Genomic DNA, 17,602 nt, shown 5'->3' on the forward strand with positions numbered 1-17,602 from the left:
GAATCCACATAGTATGGTAAGACATAAAGATATGCCAAAAAAAGCATTTAAAAGCCTTTGGGATACAGTGCAAAAAGGTGAGACATGGACAGGCTATGTAAAAAATGCAACAAAAACAGGAGGTTATTATTGGGTATTTGCAACAGTATATCCCTTTGAGAGTTGTGATGGTACTAAAGGGTATTTGTCTTGTAGAAGGAAACCATCAAGAGAAGAAATATCAGAAGCTGAAGTTTTATATGCAAACTGGAATAAAGAAGAAGGAAGGTAATTAACCTTCTTCAATTCTAGTTGGTAAAATAATAGTAAACTTTGCGCCTTTGTAGCTTTCTTTATTATATGTTATTTCAGAGTTTTCAACACTGATAAAACCTTTTAGATGTTTATTTATGATTTCATATGTCATATATAAACCAATGCCAGTACCTTGGCTTTTGTGCTTTGTTGTAAAGTATGCATCAAATATTTTATCTAAGTTATCTTCTTGAATTCCACCAGCATTATCTTGAATAGTAATAGTAATATAGCCTTCTTTCCCTTGAGTACACTCTTCAATAGCACAACTTGGCATTTTGCATTCAAGTTCATATTTTATATTAAACTCAATTACTCTATTTTTAATATGTTTATTTTCAAAAGCATCAATAGCATTGTTTAGTATATTCATTAAACCTTGAAGAAGCTCATTCTCATATGTTACAAAATTTGCATCATCAATATTAGATTTAAGTTCAATCTCTTTTGTTGTAAGTCTTGATGAGATTAGTTGAATAGCTTTGTTATATAAGGTTTGAGTACTAATCTCTTCTTTTATTCTATTAGGGTTAAAGAACTCTCTAAAGTCATCAATTGTTTGAGAAAGATGTTTAGTAGTATTTACAATCGTTTCCATTCCTTTATCAAACTCTTTATCATCAAGCATTCCTAACTCTTTTTGAATTCTTGTTCCTGAAGCAATAGTTGAAACTGAAGATAAAGGTTGTCTCCATTGGTGAGCAATATTACCTAACATTTCACCCATAGAAGCCATTTTTGATTGTTGGTATAAAACCATATCTTTTTTTCTATTTTCTAGTATTTCATTTTCAATTCGTTCATGATATCTTGTAAAGAATTTTTCCAAAATATTCGAAACATAAAAAGATAGGGCTATTAAAATTGCACAAAGAATTAAGCTTATAACTAGAGTGTTTTTTAAAGACTCATTATTCATTTGCCTTAACTCTTTTTTCTTTGTTTCTAAATAATTTAACATATCTAAATTATAAAAACCAGAACCAATAGCCCAACCCCAATCATCAATACCTATAATATATGTTGTTTTATATGCAGGTTTTCCAGTTTCAGGCATAATTGAACCAATATAGTTAATAAAACCAGGTCCTTTTTTTGCTTGTTTTATAATCTCTTTTGTAATCATAAAACCATTTGAATCAACTAAATCAATTCTTTTCTTTCCTATGTATTCCTTTTTTATATGAGCAAGTTGATATCCATCATAATCAAAAATAAAAATATATCCATTTTTACCATATCTTATATTCTGAATGTACTCTTTTATAATATGGTTTTTCATTTCATTAAGAAAATCTTCTTTATATTCACCTGTTCCAATTAATATATCAAGAGGTTTATATAACTTTATATAACTAACTTTGTCAAATCTTTTATGAGCAATATCAGGTTTAACAGCTTTTAATTCTCCGAAATATTCATCATGTGTTTTAAAGTGTTCAAGGATATCTTTATATAAATAATTACCATTTTCATCTTTTCTTTGTGAACTATCTTTATTTTCCTGTTGTGGGATAATTGGATGAAGAATTGTAATTCCACTATTTTTCACTAAATAGAAGTAACCTCTACCTTCATTAAACCTAATTGGTCTAAGGCTTTCTTTTATAATATTTAAAAGCTCTTTTTCTTCTAAGTGAGAGTATTTTTCGTGCAAATTTTTAATTATGTTATAGGCTTCTTGAACTCTTGATTTTAATCTGTTTTCAAGTCTTTGTTCAATGTTGTCTCTTTCTCTTTGAATATCTTTATAAGCTTTTTCTACTTGAAACTTTGTAAGTCTCTTTTTTGATTCAATATAGTTCTTTTTATAAATTTTCAAATCTTTTTGAAAGTTTTCTTCATTTTGTACATAGATTAAAATATTAATTAGTATAGCAATAAGGGTAATAATAAGAACAGGTGAATATTTGATAAAACTTAAAAGTTGTTTTTCACTTTTTATAAGCAAATTATTTCTCCAAATAGTTTATTAATAAAGCTTTAGCTCTATTTGATAGAATATTTTTATATAAAGTTTTATCTACTTTATATATGTGTTTACTTTCATTTTGAATTTGTGTTGCAACGAAGTCAGAGTCAACAGAAAGTTTCACAAAAAGTCTATTGTCATTACTTAGCCAAGAGTTTTTTATCTTACTTTTTGAAACTGCTTTTAAAGATATTTGTTCTGCAATACTTTTTAAGTCTTGATCAAAAGTCATTGGGTTATCAAGTTTTTGTTCATACTCTTTATAAAACTCAATTGTTTTTAAATAGATTTTTTTACTAAGTTTATTACTTGCAATTAATAGAGTTCTTTTTTTGTCAAACTCTTTAACCGTCCCATCTTTTATATAAGAAAAAGCTACAATAGAAATAGCATTTTCTTCTTTTGGTTCTTTTACCCACTTAGGAGCATCCATTGGTATTTGAGTTGGTTTAACTTCTTCTTGTGTTTTTTCTTCATCACTAAAAGGATTAAGTGATGAGAAAGAAAAACAACCACTAAAAATAAATACTAAAATAAATGCTAATAGAAGGTTTTTAATCATTATTTATCACTATAGTTTTCGATAAGCTCTTTTGCTTGTTGCAGTGCTTTATCACTACTATCTTTATCAAAAGTTAAAGCAACTGCCATTCTTCTACCTTCATGGCTTTGAGGTTTACCAAATACTCTTGCATATGAAGTAGCTGTAAAGGCTTCATCTTTTATTTCAACAACTGGATTAAATGTATCATTTTTAGCTTTATATGCAGCACTTGCTCCTGCTCCATAATCAATAAAATTTAAAGGAAGACCTAAAACTGCTCTTACATGAAGTGCAAATTCACTTTGAGATTGTGTAATCATTGTTACCATACCAGTATCATGTGGTCTTGGACTTACTTCAGAAAAATAAACTTCATCACCTTTTACAAACAATTCAACACCAAAAATACCTCTTCCACCTAAACCATCAGTGATAGTTTTTGCTACTTCTTGAGATTTTCTTTTAGCAGTCTCGCTCATATTCATTGGTTGCCATGAGAAGATATAGTCACCGTCTTGTTGGATATGTCCAATAGGTTCACAAAATACAGTTTGGTTTTCGTTTCTAGCAGTTAACATAGTAATTTCATAATCAAATGTAATAAACTCTTCAACGATTAATTCGCTAGCATCACCCCTTGCTTCTTTTGCAAGTTCCCAAGAGTTTTGTAAATCAGCTTCACTTCTTGCAATACTTTGTCCATGACCTGATGAACTCATTACAGGTTTTATAACACAAGGAAAACCAATATTTCCTGCTGCTTTTTCTAAACCTTCAAAAGTAGTAACAAACTCATATTTAGAAGTTGGAAGTCCTAGTTCAACTGCTGCAAATTCTCTGATGTTTTTTCTATTCATAGTTTTGTTTACTGCATCTGCATTTGGTATTACATGGTAACCTTCATTTTCAGCAGTAAAAAGTGCCTCAATATTAATAGCTTCAACTTCAGGTAAAATGTAATCAGGTTTTTCCCTTCTGATTACATCTAAAATCTCATTTTTATTTTTCATATTGATTGTATAAGCTTTATTTGCAACTAATTGAGCAGGAGCATTATTATAAGAATCAACGGCAATAGTTTCAATTCCTAATCTTTGTGCTTCAATAATAACTTCTTTACCTAACTCTCCACTTCCTAGAAGCATAATCTTTATAGAGTCTGATTTAAGAGGTGCTGTAAAATTCATTTTTTATTTTTCCTTATTAATTGTTTTTTCATAAAATTTTTTGTCAAGTTGGATTAGTTTATATTTTTTAATAATAGATTTTAAAATTTTTACATAGTTATAACCAATTGCAGAGTATTTAGTCATGTCTTCACTTAGAATAAGACCATTTATAAAAGTATTGTTTTTTCTCATTTTTTCTCTGTTTAGTCTAAAGTTTTTATATGCACCTGTTCTATTTAGGTTTCTCATATAAACTGCAATAGAAGATTCTAAAGTAGGGAAGATTCTAACCATATGTTTTTTGCCTTCTTCTCTTCTTAGTGGAACCATTCCAATTTTTTTATTATAAGTCCAATGTCCAAAAATATTGTTTGCTTGTCTTATAAATCTACTTTTCCCCCAAGCACTCTCTGTTGCAGCTTGTGCAATTGCAAGTGAAGGAGGAATAATATCTACTCTTCTTAGAAAAGTGTTATAGTCATAGATATTTTTAACTTTATATTTCTTTTGTAGTCTTTCCAGCTCTTTATACTCTTTTGAGTCTTTAGCTAAATCTTTTTTACCATCAAGTGAAAGAATAAAATCTCTCTCTTTTAGGATTTTTAAATTTTCAACTTCAACTTTTTTTTCTAAAAAATTAAAAAAATAGTCTTTTGCTTTTTTCCCTTGAAGTTTATAGTACTCTTTTGGGAAACCTTTATTGTTTTTACTGTCATTGTTATTTGCAATTCCCAGTGAACAAACAAGCGCACTCAAAAGCAAAATTTTGAATAATTTCATTTATTTCCTTTAAATTGAAGTTGTGAAAACTTTTTTAACAGCACCTTTAAAATAGATTTTCCCTTCTATTTTAGAGATAGTTAACTCTTCTTGGCTAATTGGATAAACTAAAGCTTTTTCTTCTACAAGGTTTAAATCAAGACATCTTAAAAAACAAGCAACCATACCTGTTCCACAAGCTTTTGTCTCTCCTTCAACACCTCTTTCATATGTTCTTACAAAAAGTTTTTTATCTTCAACTTTTACAAGGTTTACATTTGCATTGTATTCATATCTCATTTTTGCACAAATATCGTGATCATACTTTTCTAAATTATCAACAATGGCTACTAAATGAGGAACTCCTGTATCTATTAAAAACCAAGTAAATCCCTCTTGTTCAAAAGCTTCTTTAATAGCTTTTGGTTTAGTCATTTGAGTTTGTACAATATTGCCTTCAACAATTGATTCTATAAGTCCAGCTTGAGTTAAAAACTTCATTGAAGAGTTAGCAAGACCATTATTGTAAGCATAGTGTGCAACTGCTCTTGTTGCATTTCCACACATAGAAGCAACGCTTCCATCACTATTGTAAAACAGCCATTTAAAGTCTGCTTCAGTACTTGGAACAAGTGCAACTAAACCATCTGCCCCAATTCCTTCTGTCCTATTACATAGTTTTATTGCTTTAGAAGAGAAATCTTGTTCAACAAAAGTATGGAAGATTACAAAGTCATTTCCACTTGCAGAATATTTTGTATATGTCATATAATTTCTCCTATAATTCTTTCTACTTCATTTTGTAAATTTTTTAAATCTTTAGAGTTATCAATTACCATATGTGCTAACTCTTTTTTCTTTTCTATATCCCATTGGTTTGATATTTTAATTAATGCTTCTTCTTGGCTTATATTATCTCTTTTCATAAGTCTTTGTATTTGTAAATCTTTTGGAGTATATACAACTAAAGACCTAGGAATAGGATAATGCATTTTTTCAAAAAATAGTGGAATATCTATAAAATATGGTTTGTTTTGACTTTCAAATAGTCTTGACCTTTTCACAATTTCATCTTTAATTAGTGGATGAAGTAAACTCTCTAGTTTTAGTTTATTTTCTTCATTTGTAAAGATGATTTTACCTAGTTCTTTTCTTAGAACCTTCCCATTCTCAACATATTGGCTCCCAAACATTTCTGCAATTTTTGCAGAATTCTCATCAAGTAGTTTATGAGAGATCTCATCTGCGTCGATTATTAGAAAACCATGAAGTTTAAATAGGTTACAAACTGTACTTTTACCTGTAGATATTCCACCTGTTAAGGCGATTGCATTTTTAAATAAATCATTACTCATAGTAGATAGTTTACTACAAAAATGATTTATTTATGATTATTTAAAAGAAGATTATCTTTTTGCTATACCAGTTAAAGCTCTGTATTGAGCAGCTGGAAATACAAAAGAAGCATGGTGAATTTCAGTTGAGTAGTATTCTAAATCAACTAATAAATCAGATCTTTGTAAAATAATATCAGCTGTTGGGTGATACTTTTTAGAAGCTAAAATTGCAGTTTCATGTCCAAATTTATATGGCATTGAAATCCAGAAATTTTGACCAACTAATGTTAAATCATCTTTTAATTTTTGTTCATCAGTTGAGAAACTTGAAGTAGAGAATGAAATAACACCATCATCTTTTAATACTCTTTCAATATTTGCTAAAAGCATTTCATCAAGATTTACATCTGTAAAAATTATTAAATCAACATTTTTTTCATCTTTTGAAGTTAAAAGTGAAGTGTCACCATACTCAACATTTTTTAAATTGTGTTTTTCTACCTCTTTTTTTAATTCATCATTTACAGAGCCAATTACTAAAACATTTTCTGGTTCTTTATGCGTACAGATAGGAGTATGCACCATCATTTCATTAAAGGCTTGATTATTTTTCATTTCTATAAGTCCTTATATTTTATAAAATTTTAGATATAATAGCAAAATACTATTAAACTAAATGAATATATCTTTAAGGCATAAAAAATTAAGCTGATATTTAACAGATATATTTAAAAACAAAAAAGAAGGAAAATAATGTCAACAGTAAGTTATAAAGATGCTGGTGTAGATATTGATGCTGGAAATCAGTTTGTAGAAAATATTAAACCGCATGTTAAATCTACTTTAATCCCAGGAGTACTTGGAGGAATTGGTTCATTTGCAGGAGCATTTGAATTACCAACAGGTTATAAAAACCCAGTTTTATTATCGGGAACTGATGGAGTAGGTACAAAACTTAAACTAGCGATTGACTCGAAAAAATTTGATACAGTAGGAATTGACTTAGTTGCAATGTGTACAAATGACTTACTTTGTAATTTCGGAGAGCCATTATTTTTCCTAGATTACTATGCAACTGCAAAACTAGAAGTTGATGCAGCAACTGATGTTGTAAAAGGTATTGCAGAAGGTTGTATTAGATCTGAATGTGCATTAGTAGGTGGTGAAACTGCTGAAATGCCAGGAATGTACAAAGAAGGTGATTTTGATTTAGCAGGTTTCTGTGTAGGTATTGCAGAAAAAGAAGAGTTAAATAGAATTGAAAAAATAGAAGAGGGTGATGTATTAATTGCACTTCCATCTTCGGGAATTCACTCAAATGGTTTTTCTTTAGTTAGAAAACTTCTTTTAGAAAAACTTGGAATGACTTTAGAAGATGAGTTTGATGGAAAAATTTTAAAAGATGTATTATTAGAACCAACTAGAATTTATGTAAAAGAGTTCAAAGCTAATAAAGACAAAATCAATGCCTTAGCACATATTACAGGTGGTGGTATTACTGAAAACTTACCAAGAGTACTTCCTGATAATTTAAAAGCAGTTGTTGATAGAAGTAAAATCAAAGTATTACCAATTTTTGATTATATGGGACAATTTGTTGAAAAAGAAGAGATGTATAGAACATTTAATATGGGTGTTGGTATGGTTCTTGTTGTAAATCCTGCAAATGTAGATTCTGTATTAGAAAACACTGACGGTTATGTAATCGGTGAAATCAAAGCTGGAAAAGCAGAAGTAGAATATATCTAGTCTTTGTAAGTTTAGATTATTTAAAAGGCAAGTTTAAAACCTTGCCTTTTTTTGTGCATAATATTTTAAAATCTCAATTGTTTTTGAGGCATATCCCCACTCATTATCATACCAAAGTAAAAACTTAATCATTTTTTCTTTTTTTACATCTGTATATCTATGATCAATAATAGTTGTATAGGCTTGTTTCTTAAAATCACTAGAAACAAGTGGGTCGTAGTTATTTAAGACTATAGGATAATTTTGGTTTTTCTCAAACTCTTCAAAAAGTTTTATAATCTCTTCTTTAGAAGTTTTCTTTTCAATAAATAAGCATACATTTATTGCTCCCACTGTATCTGTAGGAACTCTTAATGAGTTTGAAGATATTAGTTCCTGATTAATTTTAGGGTTTACAAAAGAACAAGCTTTTATAGTAGTTGTATTATTTGGAATAATATTTTGTGTAGCTGACCTTCCAAACTCGAAGTTATAGTCTACATCTCTAGTTGCACTTCCTACAAAACTTCCATCTAAAACCCTTTGATGGTTTAATAAAGGATGTATAGTTGAAATATCACCACAAATAATTTTTTTACTTTCATCAATTATCTTTAAAGCAGGAAGTAGTGCCGATGCATTGCAAGAGCTAGTTGAAATAACTTTGTGTTTATTAGTATTAAGTTCTTGTTCATTTACTCCAAGAATAATATTTTTGTGAGCATTTTCATTTGCATGGGTTAAAAAGATTGCTTTTACATCGAGTTTTTCAAGGCTTTTTATATCATGTTTGATACCACTTGCATCAATGATATAGTCAATATCTTTTAAATCTATATCAAAGATATTTTGGTGATTTAGAATTTTGATTTTTGTTTTAGAGTTTTTTATAAAGTTTTCATTATCTATTACAAATCTATCTTCGATATTTCCATATGTTGAGTCATGGTTAATAGAGTAAACAATATTTTTGATATAAGGGTTTATCTCATTTATTGCAACAATCTCAAAGTTTGAATCACTTAGAGATTGTCTAAGAATAGCTTTCCCTATTCTTCCTACTCCATTTAAAAGTATTTTTTCTTTCATTAAGTTAAGGCCTAAAATTTTTGTTTATTTTAGCATATTAACTTTTAGGTAAGTAGTTATTTACTCACTTTTCATTTCAATAAAAAGGAAATGTGAGTTTTCTAAAGCTTTAATTTGAAGCTTTCTCTCTTCTGTAACTTCCATAGCATCACCTTCATTTAGTTCAATATCATTTACTATAGAGCTTCCTTCAATCTGAGTAAAGTAAACTTGTCTATTTTTATCTATTTCAAAATCTAAAGATTTTCCTTTTTCTAGTTCACTTACATAAAAGTTTACATCTTGATATAGTTGGATAGGAGCTTCTTTCTCTTTTGAAGAGACTATATTTAAAAGCTTATTTGCTCTTTGTTCTTTTGTAAACCTTTGTGAACCATAAAGTCTAGGAAGACCAGTTGCAGGGGGTATTATCCAAATTTGTAAAAGTCTTAAATCTTTACTTTCATGTAAGTTATGTTCACTATGATAAATGCCATCTCCTGCACTTAAATATTGAACTTCTCCACGTTTTAAAGTCTCTTCATTTCCCATAGAGTCTTTGTGTGTGATTTCTCCATCAATTACATATGAAACAATTTCCATATTTTGATGGGGATGTGTATCAAAACCACTTTTTGGATGAATAATATCATCATTTAAAACTCTTAGAACTCCGAAATTTATATTATTAGGATTTCTATAGTCAGCAAATGAGAAGTGAAATCTTGACTCAAGCCATCCAAGGTTAGATGTTCCCATATTTTCTTTTTTTAGTTTTTTTAGCATAATGACTCCTTTAAATCAAAGGCAAAACACTCCATAGAAATATTTGTGTACACAAACTCACTATTAAAAGAGATGCCTTTTTTGTTTTTTGCACTTCCAAATACAATAAAAAGTGGTAAAAAGTGTTCATCACTTGGATGATTTCTTTTATAGTCAATAGTTTTAGCTATTTCTAGTAACCTTTTTTGGTTACCACTATTTATTATATCTATTACTTCATCATTAAAGTTTTTTGCATAAGTTTTAATTGAATCACTTATTTGCATATCTGAAAGATTATGTGTTAATCCACCACTTCCTATAAGTAAAGCTTCATCTTTGAATAAGGCTAATTGTTTCCCTAAATATAATAGTTGTTCCTTAGTATAAGAAAGAGGAACAGATATTTGAACTACTGGAATATCAAGTTTTTCATACATCATTGAAAGGCAAGTCCAAACACCATGGTCATAGTTAACTCTTGTATTATCTATAGAAATATCAATGCCATTTTCTTTAAGATGATTTACAATTTTAAGGCTTATCCTCTTATCACTTTTTATTTCATATTCGTACTCATATAACTCTTTTTCAAAACCATAAAAATCATATAATAAATCATTGTTTTCATAGTTTATGATTTTTAAATCATTTGTTACATAATGTGCAGAAAAAATGATTATATATTTAGGCTTTTCTAAACCCTTAGCAAAGCTTTTTATATTTGCTTTGCTAAGTGAGTCTTGAAGAATAATATTTGGTGCTCCATGTGAAATGAAAAGTGAAGGAAACATTTTAAACTCTTTTAAAAAGAGGCAAAAGTAGAAAGAATCTTTTTTGAACTCTCTTCATTTAAACCATTTTGATATGTTGTAATAATCTCTCTTGGCATTACAACTGCACCTAATTTTGTAAATTGACTTCTCATACAAGCTGTAACATCACTTCCAAAACTTCCACTATGTGTTGCTAGTTGAACCTTTTTCATCGAGAATAATTCTCTAAAGTCATTTCCTACTCTTGAAATCCAAGCAACGAAATTAACTAATACAGGAGGAAGTGAGAAGTTATATTCAGGAGAAATAAAAACATAACTATCGCAACTTTTCATCTTTTCGATAATAGGTTTAATACTACTTGGAATACCATCTTTTTCTTCTTTATTACTATCGTACATAGGAAGGTTTAGTTCAACTAAATTGATAATTTCACTTTCTTTACCATTTTCTTGTAGTTGTTCTTTAACCTTTTTTGCTAACTTCATATTTTCATTTAAACTTGCAACAAATATTAAAATCATTATAAACTCCTTTGAACTATTTTTTATTTATTAAATTAGGTTTTTTACTAATTATTTAGCTAATACTCCTTCAATTACGATATCGATTTTAACTTCTTCACCTACCATAATTCCACCAGCTTCAAGTGTTTTATTCCAATTTAAACCATAATCTGTTCTATTTATTTTCCCTTCAATTTCTAAGGCAATTCTTTGATTACCCCATGGGTCAAGTATTTCACCAGTTTTTTCAATATCAAATACAACGTCTTTTGTTACACCTTTAATAGTTAACTTACCATAAGCTTTATTATTTTCAATTTTTTCAGCTTTGAAAGTTAATTTTGGATATTTTTTTACATCAAAAAAGTCTGCAGATTTTAAATGCTTATCTCTTTTTTTATTATCAGTATTAATCGAGTTTGATTCTACTGTACCTTGAACAGATTTAATTGTTCCTGTTTTTTCATCATATTCAAATGAACCATCAAATTTTTCAAAATTTCCTCTAACATATGAAATCATTAAGTGCTTAACTTTAAAGCCAACATTTGTGTGAGATGGATCTACATTATATGTAGCACCAAATAAACTACCTGCTGTTATAATTGATGCAAGTCCTAGTTTTACTAATTTTGTCATTGTTTATCCTTTTTGTTTATAATATTACTAATTAGTAATATAAATGTAAAATTTTTTAATTTGCTTTATAGACTTTATTTAAAAGTTCATATAAAGTATCAAGTTCTTTGTCACTTAAAACTTCAAGTGATGTTTTTAAATTTTTTGCATGATTTGGAAATACTTTTTCAATTACTTCAATACCTTTTTGAGTAATAGTTAAAATAGAAGCTCTCTTATCTTCTGGGTCAGAAATAGTTGTAATCCAGCCATCTCTTTTAAGGTTTTTTACTACAACAGTAATATTACCAGGAGTACTCATTGTAAGCTTTGTAATTGAACTAATATTCAAATCACCTCTGTGATAAAGTACCTCAAGTACTTTGAATTGATTAAAAGTCAAGTTAAAAGTATTTAAATAGTTTACTAATCTATTATGGAATTTTGACCTAATTCTTTCTATCCTAATGATAGTTTTCATAGATTTATCTGTTCTTTTTCCATAACTTACTAGGGATTTAGTATTCATTTATTTAACTCCTTTGTGAAATTATATTACTAGTTAGTAGTATTTGTCAAGTGTTTTTTAGAAAAACTATTACTAACTAGTAGCAAAAATACTTTTCAAAAGCCTATGTTAGGCGCTTACACAAATTTGAAAATTTAGAAATGTTTTGGATTTAATAGTTATTGTTAAAAGTAAAAAGGCAGCTATTAAGCTGCCTTTAGAAATTATAATTAAGTATTAAGCAGCTTTTTTAGCAGCTTTTTTAGCAGCTTTCTTAGCTTTGCTAACTTTTGTAGGTTTAAGTTTTAAAACTTTTTTAGTAACTTTTTTAGTAACTTTTTTTACGTCTTTTTTCTTTTCAACTACTTTTTTAGCTGCTTTTTTAGCTATTTTTTCAACTTTCTTTTCTTTTAATTCTTTTGCCATTTTTCGTCCTTTTTTTAATTGTGATATTATCTATTACTTATTGAAAAAAGTAATATAATATAGGTATTCTACACATTTAGAACAATAATGTCAAGGGTTATAACTAAAAATTAGCTTAAAATCATATTTTTTATTGTTTAACCAATTAATTATAAACACTTGGATATAATATCGAGTTTTACTAAAAGCTTATAAGGAAATTATATGTTACTAACACCAGGACCAACGCCTGTACCAGAATTTGTAAGAAAAGCTATGGCAGATGTTACTATTCACCATAGAACACCAGAATTTGAAAAAATATTTGAAGAAACAAGAGAATTATTATTTGAATTATATGGAATGGATGAAGTTGTAATGCTTGCATCTAGTGGCTCAGGTGCAATGGAGGCTTGTGTTACTAATCTAACAAAGAAAAAAGCATTAACTGTAAATTCAGGAAAATTCGGTGAAAGATTTGGAAAAATTTGTAAAGCTTTTAACATCGAATATACTGAAATCAAAAATGAATGGAATACGCCTGTAAGTGTAGATGCTATTTTAGAAGCAGTTAAAAATGACAGTGAAATTGATGCAATATTTATTCAACTATGTGAAAGTGCAGGGGGATTAAAACACCCTGTTGAAGAGATTGCAAAAGAAGTTAAAAAACTAAATAAAGATATCACAATAGTTGCAGATGGAATTACTGCTATTGGTGTTGAGAAGATTGACACTACAAATTTAGATGCAGTAATTACAGGAAGTCAAAAGGCACTTATGCTTCCTCCTGGGCTTGCGATTATTGGTTTATCAAATGCTGCAGTTTCTAAAATTGAAGAGAATGCAAAAGGTTTTTATTTTAATTTAGCAACAGAAATTAAAAAACAAAGAACAAATACTACAGCATGGACAGCAGCAACAACTTTGATTATTGGATTAAAAGAGATTTTATCATACATTAAAGAAAATGGTGGATTTGATACGCTTTATGAAAAAACAGCATTAAGAGCAAAAGCTACAAGAGAAGCTTTAAAAGCTATTGGGTGTGAAATTTATCCTCAAACTCCAGCAAATGCAATGACAACTATTTATAGTGAAAATGCACCTGAAATTAGAAAAATTTTAAAAACAAAGTATAATGTAAATATTGCAGGTGGACAAGACCATATTAAAACATTAATCTATAGAATAAATCATATGGGATTAGTTGAAGATTTTGAAGCTACATGGGTAGTAAATGCAGTTGAATTAGCAATGGATGAATTAAATCTTAGAGATTTTGATGGAACTGCTTCAAAAGTATTTTCTCAAGAGATGTTTAAAGGAAATTAATAATCATGGTTTTTGAACACGAAATACCAAAGGGCTCAAGACTATATTTTGGAAAGCTAGCTAAGGCTAAGAGAAACTTAGAAAATAGAGTATGTGAAATTCTAGACTCAAAAGGTTTTGAAGAGATAATCACACCTAACTTCTCTTACTCTCAGCATCAAGCAATTGAAAATGATAGAAAACTTATTAAGTTTTCAGATGAAGCAAATGAACAAGTTTCATTAAGAGCAGATTCAACACTTGATGTTGTAAGAATTATTACAAAAAGACTTGGAAGAGCAACTTCTCATAAAAAATGGTTTTATGTACAACCAGTATTTTCATATCCTTCAACTGAAGATTATCAAATTGGTTGTGAATGGATAGACCATGATAATATTGTAGATCTAGTAAATATTACTGGAAATATTTTAGATGAACTAGATATAAATCCAGTTTTACAACTATCAAATATCAATATTCCAAAACTTATTTCAAAAGAGTTTGATATTGATATTGATTACTTTAAAAATGGTGAAATAGCAAAACTATTTGAGATAGATGATGCTTGGTTAAATTCACTTATTAAAGTAAAAAATATTAAAGATTTAGAAAAAGCTATAAAAATTTCACCAGAGGTGATAAAAGTAGAACTTGAAAAACTTTTAAGTACAGCTCAAAATGTTGAATATAAAAATTTAGTTGTTGCTCCACTTTATCATGGAAGCTTAAAGTACTATGATGATGTATATTTTAGAGTAATTCAAGATAATTTTGTAATTAGTAAAGGTGGAAAATATAGTTCTGATGGAATTTCTTCATTAGGATTTGCACTTTATACAGATAGTTTATTAAAAATTTTAGAGGATTAGGGATGAAAGCAGATTTAATAGTTGGTATTCAATGGGGAGATGAAGGAAAAGGTAAGATGGTTGACATGCTTGCTCAAAATTATGACATGGTTTGTAGGTCACAAGGTGGTCATAATGCAGGTCATACTATTTGGGTAGATGGTGTTAGATACGCACTTCACTTAATTCCTTCAGGTGTTTTAAACCCAAAGGCAGTAAATATAATTGGTAATGGAGTTGTATTATCTCCTGAATCAATTATCAAAGAGATGGAACAGTTTGATAACTTAGAAGGTAGATTATTTATTTCTGATAAAGCACATCTAAACTTACCATATCATGCACAAATTGACCAAGCTAAAGAGAAACTAAAAGGTGACAAAGCTATTGGGACAACAGGTAAAGGTATAGGTCCAGCATACGCAGAGAAAATTGCAAGATCTGGGTTTAGAGTAGGTGAGTTATTAAATCCTACTAAATTAGCTACAAGTATAATTGAATTTTTTGAACAAAATAGAGCTATTTTTAATGTATTAGAAATTGAGACTCCTTCAAAAAATGATTTAGTAGCTTTACTTGAGTCTTATAAAGAAAAACTTGCTCCATATATTGCAAATACTACTAACATGGTATGGAAAGCATTAGATGAAGATAAAAAGATTTTATTAGAAGGTGCCCAAGGTACACTTCTTGATATTGATCATGGAACATATCCATATGTTACATCTTCAAGTACAGTAAGTGCTGGAGCTTGTACAGGTCTTGGTATCTCTCCAAAGGATATTGGAGTAGTTACAGGTATTGTTAAAGCATATACAACAAGAGTTGGAAATGGTCCTTTCCCTTCAGAAGACTTTACTGAAGAGGGACAAAAAATTGCTGACATTGGAAAAGAAGTTGGAGTTACTACTGGTAGAGGAAGAAGATGTGGTTGGTTTGATGCAATTGCAGTAAAACACGCTGCAAGATTAAATGGTTGTGACCAATTATCATTAATGAAACTTGATGTTTTAGATGGTTTCCCTAGAATTAAAATCTGTGTTGCATATGATTTAGATGGTGAAATCATTGATTATATGCCAACTGATTTAGAAAGTGTTAAACCAGTTTATGAAGAGATTGAAGGATGGGATAGTGTAGTTGGATGTCGAGAATTTGATGCACTACCAGAAAATGCAAAAAAATATATTGAGAGAATAGAAGAATTAACAGGTGTAAAAGTTGGAATCGTATCAACATCACCAGAGAGAGCAGACACAATTATAAGAGGATAACCCTATGAGAATGAAGTTACATCACACGCCATATATTTCTAGAAGAATCTCAAGAGATTTAGTAAATTGCGATTTTGTAGAGATTAGAAAGACAAAAGATGAAATCAGTGCAGAAATTGAAAAGATTTTAGATGCTGATATTGAACAAGAGCATGAATTAGATGAAAAAGTTCATGAGTTATTAGATGAACAAGAAGATGAAATTGAATTCTTAAATGCAGACAGAAGACAACTATTTTGGTTAACTAAAAAAAGATTAGCAAATGACTTTGGTGTAATATTAAACAATGAAGATAGATTTTCAGATATTGCTCATAAAGTATTAGATTATCTATGGGAAGAAGATTATATTCACTATACTTGTTCTGATAATCAAGTTAAAAACGTAATTTTTTCATCTATTGATGAATTTTTAAAAGGGTTTGAGAAAGCTGATGATGCTGTAATGGAAAAAATTAAACATTACAAAAGAAAGCTTATTCCAGGAACTGAAGAGTATGATATTGTTTATCATAGACTATATGAAGAAGAACTAATTAAAAGAGGGTTAATGTAATGCAAAAAGTATGGATTTATTTAGAAAATGGAACATTCTTAGAAGCTAAATCATTTGGTGCAACTGGTACAGCAGTTGGAGAAATTGTATTTAATACATCATTAACAGGATATCAAGAAATTATTTCTGATCCAAGTTATGCTGGGCAATTTATTACTTTTACAATGCCAGAAATTGGAAATGTAGGTGTTAATGCAGATGATATGGAAAGTAAAACAGCTTACTGTAAAGGTGTTTTAGTTAGAAATTATCACCATGAACATTCAAACTATAGATCTGAGGGTGACCTAGATTCATTCTTAAAAGAGCATGGGGTTCTTGGGATTACTGCTATTGATACAAGATATTTAACAAAACTAATAAGAGATGAAGGTGCAATGATGATGATTGCATCAACTGAAATCTCTGATAGAGAAGAGCTTGCTGAAAAATTAGCGCAAAGCCCAAGAATAGAAGATATTAATTATATCAAAGAAGTGTCTACTAAAGAAGCTTATGTACATAAAAATGGTGCATGGAATCATGAAAACAAAGCATACAACAAAGCTGTAATGAGTGATAAAAAAGTAGTAGTTATTGACTTTGGTGTAAAAAGAAATATTTTAAATGAATTAGTTGAGTCTGGACTTGAAGTAGAAGTTGTACCTGCTACATTTAAAGCTGAAGATTTAATTGCAAGATTTGAAGCAAAAGAAATTGGTGGTATCTTCTTATCAAATGGTCCAGGTGATCCATTAACTTTAACAGAAGAGAAAAAAGAAGTTCAAAAATTAATTAATACAGATATACCTATATTTGCTATTTGTTTAGGACATCAAATGTTATCTATTGCACATGGACATGATACATATAAGTTACCATTCGGACAACATGGTGGTAACCATCCAGTCGCAAATCCTGAATCAATGGTTGTAGAAATTACTGCACAAAACCATAACTATAATGTTCCAGATAGTATTGTAGAAATTGCTGAGATTACGCATAAGAACTTATTTGATGGAACTATTGAAGGTGTTAAATACAAAAATAAAGAGATCTTCTCAGTTCAACATCACCCAGAGGCTAGTCCTGGTCCTCATGAGTCGAAATATATCTTTGACGAATTCGCTAAGATTGTAAAATAAGTAATCTTATTTTCGCAATCTCTGCGTTGAAGTT

General features: G+C 29.0%; 21 protein-coding genes. 7 read left to right on the forward strand and 14 right to left on the reverse strand.

The features are described from left to right. Nucleotides 1-271, forward strand: a 271-nt coding sequence (locus tag CRV01_RS13610) for a PAS domain-containing protein (RefSeq protein ID WP_129007512.1), incomplete at its 5' end; no start/stop codon positions are given. Here the strand turns inward: CRV01_RS13610 and CRV01_RS01320 are convergent. Genes CRV01_RS01320 through CRV01_RS01350 form a run of 7 tightly spaced genes read right to left on the reverse strand, consistent with a single transcriptional unit; the run spans nt 272 to nt 6,690 of the window. Then, nucleotides 272-2,245, reverse strand: coding sequence for a cache domain-containing protein (locus CRV01_RS01320; protein ID WP_129006303.1), 1,974 nt, complete (start codon nt 2,243-2,245; stop codon nt 272-274). A gap of 1 nt (nt 2,246) precedes the next feature. Then, the gene (locus CRV01_RS01325; RefSeq protein ID WP_129006305.1) at nt 2,247-2,828 is read right to left on the reverse strand and encodes a hypothetical protein; all 582 of its coding nucleotides are present in this window, start codon (nt 2,826-2,828) and stop codon (nt 2,247-2,249) included. Then, nucleotides 2,828-3,997 (reverse strand): formate-dependent phosphoribosylglycinamide formyltransferase, encoded by a 1,170-nt coding sequence (gene purT / locus CRV01_RS01330; RefSeq protein WP_129006307.1) that lies wholly within the window; start codon nt 3,995-3,997, stop codon nt 2,828-2,830. Before purT ends, CRV01_RS01325 begins: the two co-directional genes overlap by 1 nt. Nucleotides 3,998-4,000: 3 nt before the next feature. Beyond that, nucleotides 4,001-4,759, reverse strand: coding sequence for a glucosaminidase domain-containing protein (locus CRV01_RS01335; RefSeq protein ID WP_129006309.1), 759 nt, complete (start codon nt 4,757-4,759; stop codon nt 4,001-4,003). A 9-nt stretch (nt 4,760-4,768) separates the two neighbouring features. After that, nucleotides 4,769-5,506, reverse strand: coding sequence for a diaminopimelate epimerase (dapF, locus tag CRV01_RS01340; RefSeq protein WP_129006311.1), 738 nt, complete (start codon nt 5,504-5,506; stop codon nt 4,769-4,771). After that, on the reverse strand, nt 5,503-6,093 hold the full coding sequence (gene coaE, locus CRV01_RS01345; protein ID WP_129006313.1) for a dephospho-CoA kinase: 591 nt from the start codon (nt 6,091-6,093) through the stop codon (nt 5,503-5,505). Before coaE ends, dapF begins: the two co-directional genes overlap by 4 nt. Nucleotides 6,094-6,144: 51 nt before the next feature. Beyond that, nucleotides 6,145-6,690, reverse strand: coding sequence for a spermidine synthase (locus CRV01_RS01350; RefSeq protein ID WP_129006315.1), 546 nt, complete (start codon nt 6,688-6,690; stop codon nt 6,145-6,147). Nucleotides 6,691-6,828: 138 nt separating this feature from the next. Between CRV01_RS01350 and purM the strand changes: the two genes are divergently transcribed. Continuing rightward, nucleotides 6,829-7,824: a phosphoribosylformylglycinamidine cyclo-ligase gene (gene purM, locus CRV01_RS01355; protein ID WP_129006317.1), complete on the forward strand. Its 996-nt coding sequence runs from the start codon at nt 6,829-6,831 to the stop codon at nt 7,822-7,824. Between the two features lie 33 nt (nt 7,825-7,857). On the opposite strand, the gene CRV01_RS01360 is transcribed toward purM, so the two are convergent. From CRV01_RS01360 to CRV01_RS01390, 7 genes are all read right to left on the reverse strand, one after another. Beyond that, complete coding sequence (locus CRV01_RS01360; RefSeq protein WP_129006319.1) at nt 7,858-8,892, reverse strand: glyceraldehyde 3-phosphate dehydrogenase NAD-binding domain-containing protein; 1,035 nt, start codon at nt 8,890-8,892, stop codon at nt 7,858-7,860. Between the two features lie 60 nt (nt 8,893-8,952). Then, on the reverse strand, nt 8,953-9,657 hold the full coding sequence (locus CRV01_RS01365) for a pirin family protein (RefSeq protein WP_129006321.1): 705 nt from the start codon (nt 9,655-9,657) through the stop codon (nt 8,953-8,955). Continuing rightward, on the reverse strand, nt 9,651-10,430 hold the full coding sequence (locus CRV01_RS01370) for a class III extradiol ring-cleavage dioxygenase (RefSeq protein WP_129006323.1): 780 nt from the start codon (nt 10,428-10,430) through the stop codon (nt 9,651-9,653). Before CRV01_RS01370 ends, CRV01_RS01365 begins: the two co-directional genes overlap by 7 nt. Nucleotides 10,431-10,441: 11 nt before the next feature. Then, a complete protein-coding gene (locus CRV01_RS01375; RefSeq protein ID WP_129006325.1) occupies nt 10,442-10,936 on the reverse strand; it encodes an NADPH-dependent FMN reductase in 495 nt (164 codons plus the stop codon). A gap of 51 nt (nt 10,937-10,987) precedes the next feature. Further along, nucleotides 10,988-11,557 carry a YceI family protein gene (locus CRV01_RS01380; protein WP_129006327.1) on the reverse strand — a complete coding sequence of 190 codons (570 nt, stop codon included), beginning with the start codon at nt 11,555-11,557 and terminating at the stop codon, nt 10,988-10,990. A gap of 55 nt (nt 11,558-11,612) precedes the next feature. Further along, entirely contained in the window at nt 11,613-12,065 is a 453-nt protein-coding gene (locus tag CRV01_RS01385; protein WP_129006329.1) for a MarR family winged helix-turn-helix transcriptional regulator, read from the reverse strand. Between the two features lie 216 nt (nt 12,066-12,281). Then, nucleotides 12,282-12,470 (reverse strand): histone protein, encoded by a 189-nt coding sequence (locus tag CRV01_RS01390; RefSeq protein ID WP_129006331.1) that lies wholly within the window; start codon nt 12,468-12,470, stop codon nt 12,282-12,284. 204 nt (nt 12,471-12,674) lie between these two features. On the opposite strand from CRV01_RS01390, the gene CRV01_RS01395 reads away from it, so the two are divergent. The 5 genes from CRV01_RS01395 to carA are packed head-to-tail and all read left to right on the forward strand — an operon-like array spanning nt 12,675 to nt 17,568. Then, the gene (locus tag CRV01_RS01395; protein ID WP_129006333.1) at nt 12,675-13,784 is read left to right on the forward strand and encodes an alanine--glyoxylate aminotransferase family protein; all 1,110 of its coding nucleotides are present in this window, start codon (nt 12,675-12,677) and stop codon (nt 13,782-13,784) included. A gap of 5 nt (nt 13,785-13,789) precedes the next feature. Continuing rightward, complete coding sequence (locus tag CRV01_RS01400) at nt 13,790-14,635, forward strand: ATP phosphoribosyltransferase regulatory subunit (protein WP_129006335.1); 846 nt, start codon at nt 13,790-13,792, stop codon at nt 14,633-14,635. A 2-nt stretch (nt 14,636-14,637) separates the two neighbouring features. After that, nucleotides 14,638-15,888 (forward strand): adenylosuccinate synthase, encoded by a 1,251-nt coding sequence (locus CRV01_RS01405; RefSeq protein ID WP_129006337.1) that lies wholly within the window; start codon nt 14,638-14,640, stop codon nt 15,886-15,888. Nucleotides 15,889-15,892: 4 nt separating this feature from the next. Next, a complete protein-coding gene (locus CRV01_RS01410; protein ID WP_129006339.1) occupies nt 15,893-16,444 on the forward strand; it encodes a DUF507 family protein in 552 nt (183 codons plus the stop codon). Then, nucleotides 16,444-17,568 carry a glutamine-hydrolyzing carbamoyl-phosphate synthase small subunit gene (gene carA / locus CRV01_RS01415; protein WP_129006341.1) on the forward strand — a complete coding sequence of 375 codons (1,125 nt, stop codon included), beginning with the start codon at nt 16,444-16,446 and terminating at the stop codon, nt 17,566-17,568. The genes CRV01_RS01410 and carA overlap by 1 nt, the downstream gene beginning before the upstream one ends. The last annotated feature ends 34 nt before the right edge of the window (nt 17,569-17,602 follow it).

Source organism: Arcobacter sp. CECT 8983 (assembly GCF_004118855.1).
Classification (GTDB): domain Bacteria; phylum Campylobacterota; class Campylobacteria; order Campylobacterales; family Arcobacteraceae; genus Halarcobacter.

Bases quoted from the DNA above. Each gene is read 5' to 3' on its own strand.
- CRV01_RS01325 (WP_129006305.1), bottom strand. From the start codon at position 2,828: ATGATTAAAAACCTTCTATTAGCATTTATTTTAGTATTTATTTTTAGT.
- purT (WP_129006307.1), bottom strand. From the start codon at position 3,997: ATGAATTTTACAGCACCTCTTAAATCAGACTCTATAAAGATTATGCTT.
- CRV01_RS01335 (WP_129006309.1), bottom strand. From the start codon at position 4,759: ATGAAATTATTCAAAATTTTGCTTTTGAGTGCGCTTGTTTGTTCACTG.
- dapF (WP_129006311.1), bottom strand. From the start codon at position 5,506: ATGACATATACAAAATATTCTGCAAGTGGAAATGACTTTGTAATCTTC.
- coaE (WP_129006313.1), bottom strand. From the start codon at position 6,093: ATGAGTAATGATTTATTTAAAAATGCAATCGCCTTAACAGGTGGAATA.
- CRV01_RS01350 (WP_129006315.1), bottom strand. From the start codon at position 6,690: ATGAAAAATAATCAAGCCTTTAATGAAATGATGGTGCATACTCCTATC.
- purM (WP_129006317.1), top strand. From the start codon at position 6,829: ATGTCAACAGTAAGTTATAAAGATGCTGGTGTAGATATTGATGCTGGA.
- CRV01_RS01360 (WP_129006319.1), bottom strand. From the start codon at position 8,892: ATGAAAGAAAAAATACTTTTAAATGGAGTAGGAAGAATAGGGAAAGCT.
- CRV01_RS01365 (WP_129006321.1), bottom strand. From the start codon at position 9,657: ATGCTAAAAAAACTAAAAAAAGAAAATATGGGAACATCTAACCTTGGA.
- CRV01_RS01370 (WP_129006323.1), bottom strand. From the start codon at position 10,430: ATGTTTCCTTCACTTTTCATTTCACATGGAGCACCAAATATTATTCTT.
- CRV01_RS01375 (WP_129006325.1), bottom strand. From the start codon at position 10,936: ATGATTTTAATATTTGTTGCAAGTTTAAATGAAAATATGAAGTTAGCA.
- CRV01_RS01380 (WP_129006327.1), bottom strand. From the start codon at position 11,557: ATGACAAAATTAGTAAAACTAGGACTTGCATCAATTATAACAGCAGGT.
- CRV01_RS01385 (WP_129006329.1), bottom strand. From the start codon at position 12,065: ATGAATACTAAATCCCTAGTAAGTTATGGAAAAAGAACAGATAAATCT.
- CRV01_RS01390 (WP_129006331.1), bottom strand. From the start codon at position 12,470: ATGGCAAAAGAATTAAAAGAAAAGAAAGTTGAAAAAATAGCTAAAAAA.
- CRV01_RS01395 (WP_129006333.1), top strand. From the start codon at position 12,675: ATGTTACTAACACCAGGACCAACGCCTGTACCAGAATTTGTAAGAAAA.
- CRV01_RS01400 (WP_129006335.1), top strand. From the start codon at position 13,790: ATGGTTTTTGAACACGAAATACCAAAGGGCTCAAGACTATATTTTGGA.
- CRV01_RS01405 (WP_129006337.1), top strand. From the start codon at position 14,638: ATGAAAGCAGATTTAATAGTTGGTATTCAATGGGGAGATGAAGGAAAA.
- CRV01_RS01410 (WP_129006339.1), top strand. From the start codon at position 15,893: ATGAGAATGAAGTTACATCACACGCCATATATTTCTAGAAGAATCTCA.
- carA (WP_129006341.1), top strand. From the start codon at position 16,444: ATGCAAAAAGTATGGATTTATTTAGAAAATGGAACATTCTTAGAAGCT.